The 15,064-nt window shown below is 70.6% G+C and carries 11 protein-coding genes and 1 pseudogene; 3 read left to right on the top strand and 9 right to left on the bottom strand.

Features of this window, described 5'->3' with window-relative positions:
* Positions 1-81 precede the first annotated feature (81 nt).
* The 3 genes from ABIA33_RS10330 to ABIA33_RS10320 all read right to left on the bottom strand — a co-directional run bounded on the left by ABIA33_RS10330 (position 82) and on the right by ABIA33_RS10320 (position 5,293).
* On the bottom strand, positions 82-1,845 hold the full coding sequence (locus tag ABIA33_RS10330) for an RICIN domain-containing protein (RefSeq protein ID WP_370079601.1): 1,764 nt from the start codon (positions 1,843-1,845) through the stop codon (positions 82-84).
* Between the two features lie 103 nt (positions 1,846-1,948).
* On the bottom strand, positions 1,949-3,208 hold the full coding sequence (locus ABIA33_RS10325) for an extracellular solute-binding protein (protein WP_370079599.1): 1,260 nt from the start codon (positions 3,206-3,208) through the stop codon (positions 1,949-1,951).
* Positions 3,209-3,331: 123 nt separating this feature from the next.
* Positions 3,332-5,293, bottom strand: a complete 1,962-nt coding sequence (locus tag ABIA33_RS10320; protein WP_370079597.1) for a glycoside hydrolase family 127 protein — start codon at positions 5,291-5,293, stop codon at positions 3,332-3,334.
* A 181-nt stretch (positions 5,294-5,474) separates the two neighbouring features.
* Between ABIA33_RS10320 and ABIA33_RS10315 the strand changes: the two genes are divergently transcribed.
* The gene (locus ABIA33_RS10315; RefSeq protein WP_370079595.1) at positions 5,475-6,515 is read left to right on the top strand and encodes a LacI family DNA-binding transcriptional regulator; all 1,041 of its coding nucleotides are present in this window, start codon (positions 5,475-5,477) and stop codon (positions 6,513-6,515) included.
* A gap of 54 nt (positions 6,516-6,569) precedes the next feature.
* On the opposite strand, the gene ABIA33_RS10310 is transcribed toward ABIA33_RS10315, so the two are convergent.
* Positions 6,570-7,655 carry an aldose epimerase family protein gene (locus ABIA33_RS10310; protein ID WP_370079593.1) on the bottom strand — a complete coding sequence of 362 codons (1,086 nt, stop codon included), beginning with the start codon at positions 7,653-7,655 and terminating at the stop codon, positions 6,570-6,572.
* 483 nt (positions 7,656-8,138) lie between these two features.
* Here ABIA33_RS10310 and ABIA33_RS10305 point away from each other — a divergent pair, with 483 nt between their 5' ends.
* Positions 8,139-8,267, top strand: a complete 129-nt coding sequence (locus ABIA33_RS10305) for a hypothetical protein (RefSeq protein WP_370079591.1) — start codon at positions 8,139-8,141, stop codon at positions 8,265-8,267.
* A gap of 175 nt (positions 8,268-8,442) precedes the next feature.
* On the opposite strand, the gene ABIA33_RS10300 is transcribed toward ABIA33_RS10305, so the two are convergent.
* Together ABIA33_RS10300 and ABIA33_RS10295 are read right to left on the bottom strand one after the other, a co-directional pair.
* Positions 8,443-9,189: a response regulator transcription factor gene (locus ABIA33_RS10300; RefSeq protein WP_370079801.1), complete on the bottom strand. Its 747-nt coding sequence runs from the start codon at positions 9,187-9,189 to the stop codon at positions 8,443-8,445.
* Positions 9,190-9,191: 2 nt separating this feature from the next.
* Entirely contained in the window at positions 9,192-10,997 is a 1,806-nt protein-coding gene (locus ABIA33_RS10295) for an ABC transporter ATP-binding protein (RefSeq protein ID WP_370079590.1), read from the bottom strand.
* Positions 10,998-11,376: 379 nt separating this feature from the next.
* Here ABIA33_RS10295 and ABIA33_RS10290 point away from each other — a divergent pair, with 379 nt between their 5' ends.
* Complete coding sequence (locus ABIA33_RS10290; RefSeq protein WP_370079588.1) at positions 11,377-13,692, top strand: RNA polymerase sigma factor; 2,316 nt, start codon at positions 11,377-11,379, stop codon at positions 13,690-13,692.
* Between the two features lie 22 nt (positions 13,693-13,714).
* Here the strand turns inward: ABIA33_RS10290 and ABIA33_RS10285 are convergent, their stop codons facing one another.
* From ABIA33_RS10285 to ABIA33_RS10275, 3 genes and pseudogenes are all read right to left on the bottom strand, one after another.
* Positions 13,715-14,077, bottom strand: a complete 363-nt coding sequence (locus tag ABIA33_RS10285) for a DUF3592 domain-containing protein (protein ID WP_370079586.1) — start codon at positions 14,075-14,077, stop codon at positions 13,715-13,717.
* A 143-nt stretch (positions 14,078-14,220) separates the two neighbouring features.
* Positions 14,221-14,709: an ATP-binding protein gene (locus ABIA33_RS10280; protein ID WP_370079584.1), complete on the bottom strand. Its 489-nt coding sequence runs from the start codon at positions 14,707-14,709 to the stop codon at positions 14,221-14,223.
* A gap of 142 nt (positions 14,710-14,851) precedes the next feature.
* Positions 14,852-15,025, bottom strand: a pseudogene (locus ABIA33_RS10275) (DUF5999 family protein); the annotation flags it as partial.
* Between the last annotated feature and the right edge of the window lie 39 nt (positions 15,026-15,064).

Here is a 15,064-nt window from a genome sequence, read left to right as displayed (position 1 = left end):
CGTGCTGGGGCAACTGCTCGACGGGGAGCCGCGGGTGGGCGGCTCCGCGTCGAGAGCGGCGCAGTCGCCCCAGCCGGTCGGTCAGCGCGGCACGAGGTTCCACAGGTGGTCGGCGGTGCCGTTGTCGTTCCACTGCAGGACCTGGGCGACGGAGGCGGTGCTCATGTTGGTGACTCCCAGCAGCAGCCCGCTGTTGTCATTGGCGATCTGATACGAGCCGCGGCTGGTGGGGATGAGCTGCCACAGGTGGTCGGTGGTGCCGTTGTCCCCCCAGATCAGGGCTGTGGCCCCGGCGTTGGTGGAGGCGTTGGTGATGCCCAGGAGCAGGCCGCTGGCCTTGTTCACGATCTTGTAGAGGCCGGAGCCTGCCGGGGTGAGGGTCCAGGACTGGTCGGTGCCGGTGCTGGAGGTGGCCTGGTCGACCAGGGTTCCCTGCGCGGTGCCGGCGTTCTGGGTGTCCAGGGCCAGGCCGCTGTTGGAGTTGACGATCTGGTAGGTGCCGCTGAGCGTGGTCGAACTGCCGCTGGGCGTGATGACCAGGTGGTATCCGTCGGCGGCGTTCATCGCCACCGGGACGGTGATCGATCCGTTGACGACGGTGTAGTCGCTGGAGGAGATCGTGATGGGAGCGGACACCCCGCTGGTGCGGCCCGGCGACGGGGTGTACTGGAGCTGGACATGGGCCGTGCTGCCGAAGGCCGACAGGGAGCCCAGGCCGTTGACCGTCACCGCAGTGGCGCCGGTGCCACCGCCGAAGATGACACTGACCTGGTTTCCGGCGCTGTTCACCGAGGCGGCGCCGTCGATTCCGGTCTGGGCCGGAGGCACCGTGCTGACCATGTTCCCGGTCATGTCGCCGTACCACTTGTAGAGCCAGTAGGAGCCGTTGGGCGAGCCCCCCGTGGTGGTCAGGGTGTCGCCCAGGGTGCCGTACAGGTTCCAGAAGGCCAGTTCGGCGTTGTTGACTCCGGCCCGCTCGAACTTGGCGACGTAGCCGACCAGCGCGCCGGGGACGCCGACCTCGCTGGTGGTGCCGTACTCCTCGATGGCGACGGGCCGCGCGCTGATGCCCAGGCTGGACTCCAGGTTCCGGTAGGCGGCCACGTCGGCGGCTATGTTCTGGTCGCCCTGCAGTTCGTGCCAGCTGACGATGTCCGGCAGCGTGTTGTGGGCCTTGGCGTAGGTGAGGAACTGCGTCATCCACGACAGGTTCCAGGCGGAGTAACTGGGGCCCTGGATCGGGGTGGCCGTGTCCTTGGAGCGGACCTCCTGGTAGGTGGTGACCCAGCCGGCGTCGAAGGCACCGGCGTTAGTCGTGTCCCAGGTCCAGTCGGGCTCGTTCCACAGTTCGTAGGCGCTGATGTTGCCCGCGCCCGATGCCTTGACCGAGCCGATCTGGGTGTCGACGGCCGACAGCCAGTTGCTCCAGCTGACCCACTTGTAGGGGAAGTTGGGATACCAGTCCGGCATCCGGACGACCACCTTGGCGCCGGCGTTCGCAGCCTTGGCCGCCACCACCAGCGCGTCGCCGCCGGGGGCGGTCTCGCCGTTGGGCAGCTGCGAGCCGCCCGGGGCCATCTGCACGAAGGTGTTCGGGTGCAGCGGGGTGACCAGGCTGTCGGCCGGGGTCGTGGCGCTGGACAGCCCGTACAGGCTGCCCGAGGCGGCGTGGGTGACCGTGCGGAAGGGCTGGTTGGCGTTGACGACCAGGGTGGTGGACGCCGTGGCCGCCGCGTGGGCGGGGGCGGCCAGCACGGTCGGGGCCGCGGCCAGGGCCAGCGCGCCGAGCGCGGCGGCGGCGCGGGTGAGGGATCTGCGGGACTGGCGGCTCGTGGTGGGGACCATAGCTCCGCTCTCTTGGGTGGGGAGGGTGGGGGTGTCGAGCGAGGTGCCGGCCGAACCGGCCCTTGCCGGTCGGTCCTTGCCGGTCGGTCCTTGCCGGTCGGTCTTAGTTTCCGATCTTGGACGCGGCGGCCTGCTGGGCGGCGTCCAGTGCCGCCCGCGGGTTCTGCGACCCGGACAGCGCGGCCTGCACCGCCGTCCACAACTGCTCCGAGATCACTGGGTACTTGGTGCCCAGACCGTTGCTGGTGCGGCCTTTCGCCGCAGCGACGGCGGCGACCCACGGCTTCAGCGCCGCGTTCTGCTGGACCTGCTGGGTCTGCACCGCGGCGACCGGCGCGATGTAGGACAGCGTGCTGTCGGTGGCAAGGAGGTTGGTGTTGCTGATCAAGCAGGAGACGATCTTCTCGGTGGTCGCGTAGCGCGACGTGTCCTTCTGCACCGGCACGGTGACGAACTCACCGCCGGTGGGGGCGGGCGCGGAACCACCGGACTCGGCGGGGATGCTGATGACGCCGTACTTGAAGCCGGCCTTGGCCGCGTTCGCCAACTGCCAGGTGCCGTTCTCGCCGAAGGCGTACTGACCGGTCGCGAACTCCTGCCAGCTGGTGGTCTGGGTGTTGCTGAGCACGTCGTTGGGGGCGTAGCCGGCGGTCATCCAGCCCTTCCAGAGGCTCAGGGCCGCTGCGCCCTGGGCCGAGTTGACCTTCGTGAGGTCCGCGCCCGCCCCCCAGAACCACGGCAGGAACTGGAAGCTGCCCTCCTCGGTGCCGATCGCGGAGAACGTGATGCCCTTCTTGCCGGCCGCCTTGACCTTCTGCAGGGCCGCGGTCAGGGACTTCCAGTCCGTGATGGACGCGGGATCCACCTTGGCCGCCGACAGGACGTCGGCGTTGTAGTAGAGCGCCAGGGTGTTCGCGCCGATGGGCACGCCGTAGGCGGCCTTGTCGACGGTTCCGGCACCGATGATGTTGGGCTGGATCGCCGAGGTGTCCAGGCTCAGGTCGCTGGTCCTGTTGAGGATCCCGGCGGACTGGAGCGTGGAGACGACCGGGTTGTCCACGAGCATGACGTCGGGCGAGTTGCCCTGCTGCCCGGCCAGCAGCGCCTTGTTGGTCAGATCGGTGGTGTCGAAGGCGGTGCGCTTGACGGTGACTCCGGCCTGGGTCCCGCACGAGCTCACCAGCTTGGCCCAGGCGGACGTGCCGTCGAACTGCGGGTAGGGGTCCCAGAAGGTGTAGCTGCCGGCCTTCGCCGGGGAGGAGGCCGTGGCGGTGCTGGAGCCGGCGCAGGCGCTGGTGGTGGCCAGGACGCCGACCGCGGCGGCGACGGCGGCGAGTGTGATGTGACGACGGGGGCGTCTCATGTCAGGACCTCAGGATTTCGGGGAGGGTGGGACGCCGGAAGGGGATCCGGCGGGGAAACGCGGGGAAGGTGTCGCTGGTCGGGGGTTGAGGAGTCGGGGTTGAGGAGTCGAGGCGTGGAACGACTACGCCGTGGGGAGCCAGACGCGCATGCTGCCGTCCTGGCGATTCGCCCACGCGTAGTAGGGGACGGCGGTGAGTTCGACGCGCTCGCCGGTCTCGTCGGCGGCGTCAGGCTGCTGGTCGGTGCGCTGGTAGGGCCACCACTGCGGCACGGGCAGGCTGCGGCGCCATCCCGCGCCGGCGACCACGGTGACTCCGCCCAGCAGATCGGGACGGTGCTTGACGGCCAGCGGACGCCCGGTGTCCAGGACCACGTCGTCCAGACCGCCACCGGGGTGGTCGACCTGTTCCAGGCAGTAGACCAGCGGCCCGCGTTCGATGGCCACGCAGCCGCGCACGGCGTCCACCCGAGGATCCGCCCGGGTCAGACGCGGCTCCAGGTCCAGGTCCAGGACCACGCGTTCGCCGGTCTGCCAGGTGCGCTCCAGGCGCAGCCAGCCGTCGGCGGCCTGCGCCTCCAGGGTGTCCGGGCCGCACTGAACGGCGTACTGCTCGCACCACTGCGGGATGCGCAGCGACAGTGTCCAGGGCCGGTCCCCAGGAGCCTGGTCGACGGTCAGGGTGATCCGGCCGTCCCAGGGATAGTTCGTGTTAACGCTAACAACAACTGGCGCGCCGGCGACGTCGCCGGTGTACCGGCCGGTCGCGTACTGGTGCAGCTGCAACCCTTCCCCGTTGGTGGAGGCCAGGTAGTGCTGCAGGCTGGCCAGCAGCCGCATCACGTTCGGCGGGCAGCAGGCGCAGCGGAACCAGCGGGTGCGCCGCGCGGACTGGTCACCGCCCGGATCGGTGTGGCCGTCGCGCACCTGCAGCGGGTTGACGTACAGCCAGCTCTCGCCGTCCAGGGAGACCCCGGCCAGGAATCCGTTGAACAGGGTCCGCTCGATCAGGTCGCTGTACTGGGCCTGCCCGGTGAGCAGGGCCATCCGCCAGCTCCACTGGATCGAGGCGACGGCGGCGCAGGTCTCGCAGTAGGCACGCTCGTTGGGCAGCTCGTAGGGGTCGCCGAAGTCCTCCTGGTCGTGGTGCGCGCCCAGGCCGCCGGTCAGGTGGGTCTTGGTTGCGGTCATGGCGAGCCACAGCCGCTCGTTCGCCGCGCGCAGCTCGGTCTCGCCGGTCTCGGCGGCCAGGTCCGCGGCTGCGGCAAGCAGGTAGAGCTGGCGCACCGCGTGGCCCTCGACGTTCTCGGCCTCGCGCAGGGGCGTGCGGTCCTGGCAGTACGCCTCGCCGCCGAGCAGCCCGTGTCCGTGGCGGTCCACGAAGTAGGCGGCCAGGTCGAGGTAGCGGCGCTCGCCGGTCTCACGGAAGAGCTCGACGAGTGCGGTCTCGACCTCGGGGTGCCCGTCGATGCCGTCGATCTGCTTGTCGGCGCCGAAGACGGTGTCGATGTGGTCGGCGAACCGGCGTGCCACCTCGAGCAGGTTCTCCCGGCCGGTGGAGCGGTGGTGCGCGACGGCCGCCTGGATCAGGTGGCCCGCGCAGTAGAGCTCGTGCCCCCAGCGCAGGTCCTGGTAGCGTTCGCCGCCCTTGGCCACCTGGAACCAGGTGTTGAGGTATCCGTCGGGCTGCTGGGCCTCGGCGACCAGGGTGACGATGCGCTCCACGTCGTCGGCCAGCCGGCGCAGTTCGGGGCCCGCGTCCTCAGGCGCCGTGTGAGCCAGTTCCCAGGAGGCGGCCTCCAACCACTTGTAGACGTCCGAGTCCATGAAGGGGTAGTGGCCCTGGTACTCGCCGCTCGCCGTGCCGGCGGCAAGGCGCAGGTCGTGCAGGTTGCCTGCCGACTCGAGCAGACCCGGACCCTGTGGAATGCTCATGTGAGCGTTCACCTGACGACGCGCGAACCAGAAGCCGTCACTGATGTGGGCGGCGGTGGCCGGCTGCAGAGCGATACGGGCATCGGGTCCAGGGCGAACAGGCCCGGAGCGGCCTGTCCGGGGCGGATCGTCGGGTGCGGGGTAGGTCATGGAGCAGCTCCGTGAATCAGAGGAAACGCAGTGGGAAACCCTTTGCCTTCGCAGAAGCTAGAGCCCGCTCCGCCCCGCGTCAAGGAGTTGCACACAAGGGATTTCTGCGACCTGTGTGAACCCCCACCTGGTCTTTGTGCAAGGATTGACAGTTGACCGTCACTTGAGAAAAGGTTTTCCCATGCCGACCGCCGAACGGGGATCCACCGCGCCACGTGCCACGCTCACCGACGTGGCCGCGCTGGCCGGGGTGACCCCCGGCACCGCGTCCAAGGCGATCAACGGGAGGGGCCGACTTCGCCCCGAAACCCGGGAACGGGTCCGTGCCGCAGCCGAGCAGCTCAACTTCCAGCCCAGCGCCATCGCCCAGAGCCTTCTGTCGGGCCGCAGTTGGACCGTCGGCCTGATCACCACGGACAGCATCGGGCGCTTCGGCATGCCGGTCCTGCTCGGCGCCGAGGACGCGCTGGGCGCCGGCGAGATCTCCGTGCTGCTCTGCGACACCCGCGGCGACGCCATCCGTGAACGCCACCATCTGCGAGCCCTGACCGCGCGCGGCGTGGACGGCATCATCGTCGCGGGCCGCCGTACCGACCCCAGGCCGCCGCTGCCGGGACCGATCTCGGTGCCCGTCGTCTACGCTCTGGGTCCCTCCACCGATCCGGAGGACAGCTCCGTGGTCTCCGACGACGCGCACGGAGTTCGGCTGGCCGTGCAGCACCTCGCCGACAGCGGGCGTACCCGCATCGCCCACGTCACCGGCCCGGAGCACCACGCCGCAGCCACGGCCCGCGCCGCGCACACCCGCTCCGAGCTGGCCGAGTTCGGGCTCCAACTCGCCGCGGGACGTGTCCACCACGGCGAGTGGAGCGAGAGCTGGGGGCGCCAGGCCACGGACATCGTCCTGCGCGCGGATCCCGACTGCGACGCCTTCTTCTGCGGCAACGACCAGATAGCCCGAGGCGTGGCCGACGCCCTGCGCGAATCCGGACACCTCGTACCCCAGGACATCGCCGTGGTCGGATACGACAACTGGGACGTCATGGCACTCGCCTCGCGTCCCCCGCTGACCACGGTCGACACCAACCTCCTGGAGGTGGGCCGCGTCGCCGCGCTGCGCCTGATGGATGCGATCGACGGCAATCCCCACCACGGCGTCGAGCCGGTGCCCTGCCGTCTGGTCATCCGCGACTCCACCGGCCCGCGCGCCCCGGTGAGGTGACGTCAGGTCCACCGGGGCGCAGCCGCGTCCGCCGATCCTGCCCGGCGGGCCTCCCTACTGCCGGGGGGCCTCCCCGCCGAACCCGTAGATCGTGGTCGAGCGGTACTCCGCGCCCGGGCGCAGTTCGGTGGAGGGAAAGTCCGGACGGTTGGGCGAGTCGGGGAAGTGCTGGGTCTCCAGGGCGACTCCGGCGTAGCGACCGTAACGGCGCCCGGACGGGCCGGTGAGGCTGCCGTCGAGGCCGTTGCCGCTGTAGACCTGGATGCCGGGTTCGGTCGTGGACACCGTCAGGACACGACCCGACGGCGCGTGGGCGAGCCATGCCACCGGGCGGGGCTCCGCGGTGCGGCCACCGTCGAGCACCCAGCAGTGGTCGTATCCCCCGGCCAGGCGTAGCTGCTCGTGGGCCTCGTGGATGCGCTCCCCGAGCGCGCGCGGGGTGGTGAAGTCGAAGGGCGTACCGGCCACGGACCCGGCGGCGCCGAGCGGGATCAGCTGTGGATCGACGGGCAGAAACGCGTCTGCGGCGAGCGCCAGCTCGTGGTCGAGGACCGTGTCTGCGCCTTCGCCCGCGAGGTTGAGGTAGGAGTGGTTGGTGAGGTTCACAACGGTGGGCGCGTCGGTGGTCGCCCGGTAGTCGATGCGGAGCTGACCCGCAGTCAGGGTGTAGCGGACGGAGACGCGCAGGGTTCCCGGGAAGCCCTGGTCGCCGTCCGCGCTCACCAGCGTCAACTCGACGCCGCCGTCGACCGGCTCGGCCTCCCACAACCGGGTGTCGAACCCCTCCTCGCCGCCGTGCAGCGAATTGGGCCGCGGGGCGTCGCTGAGCGGAACCTCGTGCACTCGCCCGTCGAGCGTGAACCGGCCCCCGGCTATGCGGTTTCCGAACCGGCCGATGGTGGCGCCGAAGTAAGGGACCCGGGTCAGATACCCGCCCAGCGTGTCGTATCCGAGCGCGACGTTCACCGCCCGGCCGTCGGTGCCGGGGACGGTCAGGCTCTGCAGGATCGCGCCGTAGGTGAGGACGGACGCCGTCAGACCGGTCTCGTCCGCGAGGGTCCAGCGATGCACGTCGCGGCCGTCCGGTAGCGTCCCGAAATCGTCGCGACGGGAGGTGGAGGACTGGGCGGACGACAGCATGGGCAAGGCTCCTGATCCGGTCTGATGGCTCGTCCCCGAAACCCTACGGGTGTTTCACCGTCGGCAGGGCCCGCAGCTCCGCTCCCGCTGCCGCGAACGGAGCCGGCGGCGTTACGGACCGACTCCGGCTCCCCCACCGACCCTGCAGGCTGCGTCCGACCGAGCAGATTCCGAGTTCGAGTTGTGATCGGGCCGTGAAGGCTTCCCCGGCATTCTGCCCGAAGATATCAAGCTTCTATGATCCGCACACATCTGACTCATATAACCGCAGGCCACGGCAATGCCGGTGCATTCCTTCGAATATCGTGAACGCGAACCCGGCTGGCAATGGGGTACATTCGAATCGTTCGGTCGACGGGGTTTCGGAAGACCCCATTGTCCCGGGTATCCGCCACTGCATTCGGAGGTGAATATCCACCCGTCGCCGAGTTTCGAAAACAGCCCTGGAACCCGCCCGGGATCCAGGCCCAGCAAGGAGTAACCATGGGTTTCGCACCTCTCATCCCCGTCCGGAAGCCGAAGAAGGCTCTCCCCCCTCCGCCGCCGCCGAAGAAGCACCACAAGAAGCTCCCGCCGCCGCTGCCCGGGCAGCAGCACCGCGCTGCCCGGTAGCGGGGCCGGGCCCGAGCGGAACGCCGTGACCGGGGCGCCCTGAACGGGGCTCCGACCAGGCGGTGCGGTCCGGAGGTGACTTCCCTCCGGACCTCACCGCCTTTCCGTTCTCCGGTTCCGCTCTCCGGTTCCGCTCTATCTTTCCGCTCTACCTTTCCGCTCCCCCCGGTTCGTTTCAGTCCGCGGGGCGCAGCGTGTACCCGACGCCGTGCACGGTGTGGATCGTGGGCGCCCGTCCGCTGTCCACCTTGCGGCGCAGGTAGGAGATGTAGAGCGGCACGACGTTGCCACGGGCATCCGGGTTGTGCGGCCAGACCTGGTCGAGGATCTGGGTGCGGGTGAGGACCCGCCGCTGATTGCGCATCAGCAAACCGAGCAGCGCGAACTCGGTCCGGGTCAGCGGCAGAAGGTGCCCGGCCCGCCGAACCTCGCGGCTTTCCTGGTCCAGGGTCAGGTCTCCGGCGACCAGCAAGGGGGTCGGCCGGGGGCTGTACACTCCCGTGCGCCGGAGCAGGCGGCGCATCCGTACGACCACCTCCTCCAGGCTGAACGGCTTGGTCACGTAGTCGTCGCCACCGGCGTTCAGACCCGCGATCCGGTCCTCGACGGCGTCTCTGGCGGTGAGGAACAGCACCGGGATCCCCGGTAGCTCCTCGCGCAGCAGCCGGCAGAGCTCGAGTCCGCTGAGATCCGGCAGTCCGACGTCCAGGACGACCGCGTCGGGGTGGAACTCGCGCGCGGCGCGCAGTGCGCCGGCGGCGTCGCCGGCGGATTCGACGTCGCAGGTCTGGTAGCGCAGCGCCATGGTCAGCAGCTCCACGAGTGCCGGTTCGTCGTCCACGACCAGCACCCGGACCGGCGTGCCGTCCGGGCGGCGCAGGTACTCGCGACTCCGCCCGCCGGATGTCAGGTCCCTGGTCATCATCAGCGCCAGTAGCTGTCGGGGACGTAGTCCACCGCCGCGCGGGCGCGACTGGGACCGGCAGCAGGGATCCGGGGGTGCGGACCGGCGCCGGGGGTGACCGGAAGCACGACGTCGGCCTGGGTCGCGAGCGCCTGGTCATGGGTGATCAGGAAGGTCGTCCTGCTCCCCATCAGCCGCCGCAGCGGGGCCATCACCCGGGCTGCGGACTCGTCGTCGAGTCCGGTGGTCGGTTCGTCCAGGATGAGCACAGGTGTGTCCCTGATGATCGCGCGGGCGATCGCGAGCCGCTGCCGCTGGCCGCCGGACAGCAGCCGTCCGTTCTGGCCGATCACGGTGTCGTAGCCGTCCGGGAAGTCGGACACGAAGCCGTCCAGATCGGCGTCCACCGCGGCCTGTCGCACGTCGGCGCCGGTCGCGCCCGGCCTGCCGTAGGCGATGTTCTCGCGGATGGTGCCGTGGAAGACCATGGTCTCCTGTGGCACCAGCGTCACCTGGTCCCGCAGTTCACGCAGCGTCAGATCCCGGAGGTCCACGCCGTCCAGGGTGATTCTGCCCTCGGCCGGGTCGTAGAGCCGCAGCAGCAGCTTGGCCAGGGTCGACTTCCCGGCCCCGCTGGGCCCGTCGAGCAGGACCAGCTGACCGGGCCAGGCGGTGCAGGAGAGGTCCTCCAGGATGCGGCGCTGCGACCCGGGGTAGGTGAAGGCCACCTGCTCGAAGCTGATCACGCCACGCGCCCCGGGGCCGGGCCGGGAGGGCCGGATGCCGGGGGCGTCCTGCACCGAGGGCTGCACCGCGAGTACTTCGAAGACTCGCTCGGCGGCGGCGGTGGAGGAGGAGAGCCCGATGGCGATCGAGCCCAGGGACTGGATGTGGGGGAAGAGGTAGCCGATGTAGGCGGCGAAGGCGAGCAGCCCGCCCAGGGTCAGGCGTCCGGCGGAGATCTCCCAGGCCCCTGCCCCCACGACTGCCAGGACGCAGACCGTCTCGATGACCTCGGCCAGCGGGCCGTATGCGTAGGAGAGGCGGTAGGCGGCGACGGCGTTGCGCAGCCAGGCCAGCCCTTCGCGGTGGACCTTCTCCCGCTCGGTCTCCTCCCGGTTGTACGCCTGGACCAGGGTCATGTTGGCCAGGTTCTCCTCCAGGGCGGTGGTGAGCGCGCCGTTCGCGTCACGCTCGTCCCGGGTGACCCCGCGGATGCGGCTGGAGAAGACCCGGGCCGCGAACCAGAACAGCGGGGCGGCGGCGAAGGTCATCAGTGCGAGGTCCCAGCGGACCCACAGCGCGGCGCCCGCGAAGAACACCATGCTGACCGCGGTGTTGACCAGGGTGACCGGGGTGGACGCCATCAGCGGCTCCATCGCGTCGATGTCGCTCGTCAGCCGGGCCACCAGGTCGCCGGTCTGCCGGTTGTCGAAGAAGTCCGGCGGCAGTCGCTGGACGTGCCGGAAGACCCGGTCGCGGAACTCGAGCAGGCAGTGCTCGCCGACCCAGCTCGCGGTGTAGCTGCCGACGAAGGTCGCGCTCGCACCGAGTACCGCGACCGCGAGCCATATACCGGCCGGAATCCAGAAGGCACCGATCCGGCCGGTGGTCAGAACGTGGTCGGTGAGGTATTCGAAGACCTGGATCGCGGCGGTGTCGCACGCGGCGGAGACGACGAGCCCCAGTGCGGAGACCAGCATGAGCAGCCGATGACGGCGGGCCAGTGGCCACAGCCTTTTGAACGCCTCGACCGGGGAGATTCTCCGGTGCCTTCTGGCCGAGTTCGCCAGGTCACCGAGCTTGATCATGAGCGTGTCGTGCATATGCCCTCCGCCGGGCCGTTCCCTGTCGATCGAGCTGTCGACCTTACAGACAATGCTCCGGCGAATCGGGTTCCCGGCGAACGATGGAGATTCCATGAAGCAATGTGGAAATTCCCACTCACAGCTTCCTGCTGGTCCTTGGACAGCCTCCGGAAATCAATATGCGCTAACCCGGTGATGCGAAATCGGCGGTCCGCCGGGTGACACGCGACTGGTGGTCCGGGCCGATGGCCGGTGGCTGACACGTCCTGCGCCACCGACGGACGGCCGTTTTTCTGTTATGCGGCCTGCGTCCGCCCGGACTCCTGTACGGACAGTCATGGTGTTCGAGCGATCGGGAGCGGCGAGGCGTATGGACGGGCAGTTGGATATCTCTACGGTGTCTGCGGCACAGGCCGGTGACGAGCGCGCCCGCGACAGGATCGTCGCGGCCTACCTCCCCCTGGTCTACAACGTCGTCGGGCGGGCCCTGGAGGGCCATGCCGATGTCGACGACGTGGTGCAGGAGACCATGCTCGGGGTCTGCCGCGGCCTGCCGCAGCTGCGGGAGCCGGAGCGGTTGCGGTCCTGGGTGGTGGCGATCGCGCTGAACAAGGTGCGCACCAGCCGGGGGCAGCAGTGGAGCGCCCGTCCCCGGCCGCTGGACGACCTGGCCGGGGACGCCGATCCGGGCGCCGACTTCGAGGGGCTGACGATCCTTCGGCTGGGACTGTCGGGACAACGCAGGGAGACGGTGGAGGCGACTCGGTGGCTCGGCTCCGAGGACCGGGAACTGCTGTCGCTGTGGTGGCTGGAGGCCGCCGGCCGGCTCACCCGCGAGGAACTGGCCACCGCCCTCGACCTGGAGCCGCAGCACGCCGCCGTACGGGTGCAGCGCGTCAAGACGCAGTTGGAAACGGCACGAACGGTGGTCCGCGCGCTGGCGGCGGATCCTCGCTGCGCGGAACTGGCCGTCGCGGCGTCCGCCTGGGACGGGCGTCCGGCGGCGCTGTGGCGCAAGCGGCTCGCCAGGCATGTGCGTGACTGCTCGCGCTGCCTGGCGAACGCCGCCGACCTGGTGCCGGCGGAGCAGTTGCTGGTGGGTCTCGCTCTGGTGCCGTTGCCGGCCGCGCCGCCGCTGTCCGCACCGCTGCCGCACGCCGCGGCCTCCAACTCCGCCGCCCGGCGGATCGGCGGGCACGCGGCCCGGAAGACCCTGGCGTGGAAGCCCGTGGTCGCGGCCACCGCCGTCGGCATGGTGGCCGCAGGCGGAGTGGTGGCGTACGCGCAGGCGAGGACCACGGCACCGGTGAACGCTCCGCTGACGGTGTCGGCCGCCTCCCGCACCGCCGCCACGGCGCGGAGCAGCCCTGCGGCGGCGCCGACCCGGACGTCCGCTGCGGCTGCCGCCGCCCACCCCGCGCCGCCAAGCGCAGGCCTGCCGGCGAGCTCCACCTTGACCCAGCGCCTGACGGTCACTCAACTGCGACTCCCTGCCGCCCTGCACTATCTGGAGCCGGGTTACAACGACCTCGCCCAGTGGACCCGGGTGGCCGTGGCCACTTCCCCGGGCGGCACCGTGCGGGTGGCCTGGCCCGCAGCGGACGGCGTCCATGTGACCGCGCTGACACCGGCGCTGGCCCGCAGCGGCGCGGACACCGTAGTGCCCGGCACGCAGGAGGTGGGCGGCCTGGTCGCCCACAACGACGGCTTCGCGCTGCTCACCCGCGTCCCGGACAGCAACAAGTGGGGCGACACCGCCGCCGCCCTGATCCGCTACCGGGGCTCCAGCGCGGTCTTCACCGACCGCCTCACCGGCGCGGCGAGCAACGACAGCAGCCCCGGACTCGCAGGGCAGCTGGCCTGGAACGGCAGTCGCTACGGCGCCTACTTCGTGGTGCACGGCGCGGGCGGCCCCGCCGACGGCCACTACGGCGACAAGCTGGTGTACGCGAGCGCCGACGGCACCCGCCAGTCCGGCGGCTGGGACTGGGGCTGCAGCCACAACGAGGGGATCGCCCTCTACCCGGAGGCGTCAGGCCCCTTCACCTCGCTCTGCTTCGACGACTGGCGCTCGGGCCTGCTGGTCAGCACCGGAATCGGCGCCCCGGACGAGGCTCCGGTCGTGCAGCGCGAGCAGTGCTGGGCCGGCTACTGCGGTGGTGCCTTCCCGGACAGCACGGGGGCCATCGCCAGATCCGCCTCCGGTGTCTACGCCACCGCGTTCGCCTCCAGGGGAGCGGTCGCAGCGGTGAAGAACTCCCAGGACTCCAGCGGGCGCGGCTGGACGGTCGCCCCACGCTGGTCGACCCACCAGGTCGCGCTCGCCGTTCTCTCGAACGGGTCCACCCCCACCGGGAAGCCGGTGTACCTCACCGACGATCCCGGAACCGACCACGTCAACGTGCACATCGCGAGCTACGGGAAGAACCGCTTCCTCGTGTCCTGGGAGAGCGTCTCCAACGCCTCCTGCGCGAGCGGCACCTGCACCGGTCGCTTCAGCGGGACCCACCTGCGCCTGATCGACACCGCGGGACACTTCCTCACCCCGGACGCGGTGGCGCCCGCCCACATCTCGGGCGACATCGCGGTTCTCCCCACCGGCGACCTGGTCTGGGCCTTCACTGCTGCGACACCCGACTACCGGACGCCCCTGACCGGCTCACCCAGCACCACCACGCTGTCCCTGGCCCGACTGCGCCTGGTCGGCAGCTGAGCCCCACTACAACTGAGCCCCGCTACGACCTGGGATGGGCGGTGCCGTCTGCGGACACGGGACCGCCCGCAGCGGGCTTGCCGATCTGCGCGACCCTCGGCCAGTGCCACGAGTGCAGCACGGTCACCTTGGCACCGACGTCCAGCAGGGAGTCCTCGCGGAACTCGCGCACCCGCCCGCCCTGGTCCGTGTAGCGCACGCGTACCCGGCGCGTCTCGATCGTCGTCCACGTCGGCGGCGCGGCGGTCCGGGCGGTGAAGGCCTCGACGACGACTCCCTCGCAGCGCCGCGCTCGGCGCCGCCACACCCAGGCCCAGGCGAGCGCCACGGCCATCAGTACGGCGATGCCGAAGATGGACACGCCAAAGCCCTCGAACGCGGACATGATTCCCCCCACGGATCCGGCTGGCGGCACTGCTGGGAATCCAGTTTCCAGCCGCGGCCCGGTCCGGGGAACGGGTCGCGCGGAACGGGGATCGGCGGCACGGGGATCGGCGGCCCTTGGGATCGTCCGAACGGGCGCGATCGTCAGAACGCGCGCGGGTGCGGCACCGTGACGCTGAGGCCGGCCCGGACCTGTCGGCCGGTCTCGTCCTGAAGGATCTCCACCCATGTCGCGAGAGCTCTGACGATGTCGATCCCCCGGCCGTGCTCGTCCGCGTCCTCACACCGGGATGCCCGTCTCGGGAGGGGCCCGCCGTGATCTGCCACGGCGATGTCCAGCACGTGCGGGTGCAGGGTCAGACGCAGCGTCATGTCCGAGCGCCCGTGCTGCGCGGCGTTGGCGACCAGCTCCCCGACGATAAGGATTGCGGAGTCCCGGTCGGCGGCGCCCAGCCGCCAGTGCGAAAGCAGGACCGAGGCGAACCGGCGCGCGGTCCGGGCCCAGCACTCCCTCGCGGGCGCGGCCATAAGCGCCTGCTGCGCGGACCGAGGCGCGAACGCCGGTCCAGCGGTACGGCTCGCCAGGGCGACCCGTGCGTGGCCCGGCTCGGAAACGGTCAGGGTGCCGAGCATCGGTGCCATCTCCCGGGCAGAGGTCGGACGATTCGGCACGCCGTTCCGGGGGTCATCAGATCGCCGCACTCACGCTGAGGGCCGCCACGCCCGCGCCGAGTCGCGCCACCCGACGCGGTGAGGGGAGCGAGTACGAATCGGTGGGCCGGTGCGGGGCGATGACACAGCCGTCGGGGAGCAGTTCACCGGTGTCCTCGAAGAGCAGGACGCCGTTGCACAGGAGACTCCAGCCCTGGCCTGGGTACGCCGCGACCACGTGCGCGGCTTCCCGGTCGAGGTCGGCGGAGGTGGGACACGGGGGGCGGTGCTGGCACATGATCGCACTCCAGATCTTGCTGCTCAGCCGCCGTGCGGC

This window comes from Streptacidiphilus sp. MAP12-16, assembly GCF_041262165.1.
Classification (GTDB): domain Bacteria; phylum Actinomycetota; class Actinomycetes; order Streptomycetales; family Streptomycetaceae; genus Streptacidiphilus.
Note: the sequence above shows the minus strand (reverse complement) of the source record. Positions and strands in the feature narration are given on the sequence as shown.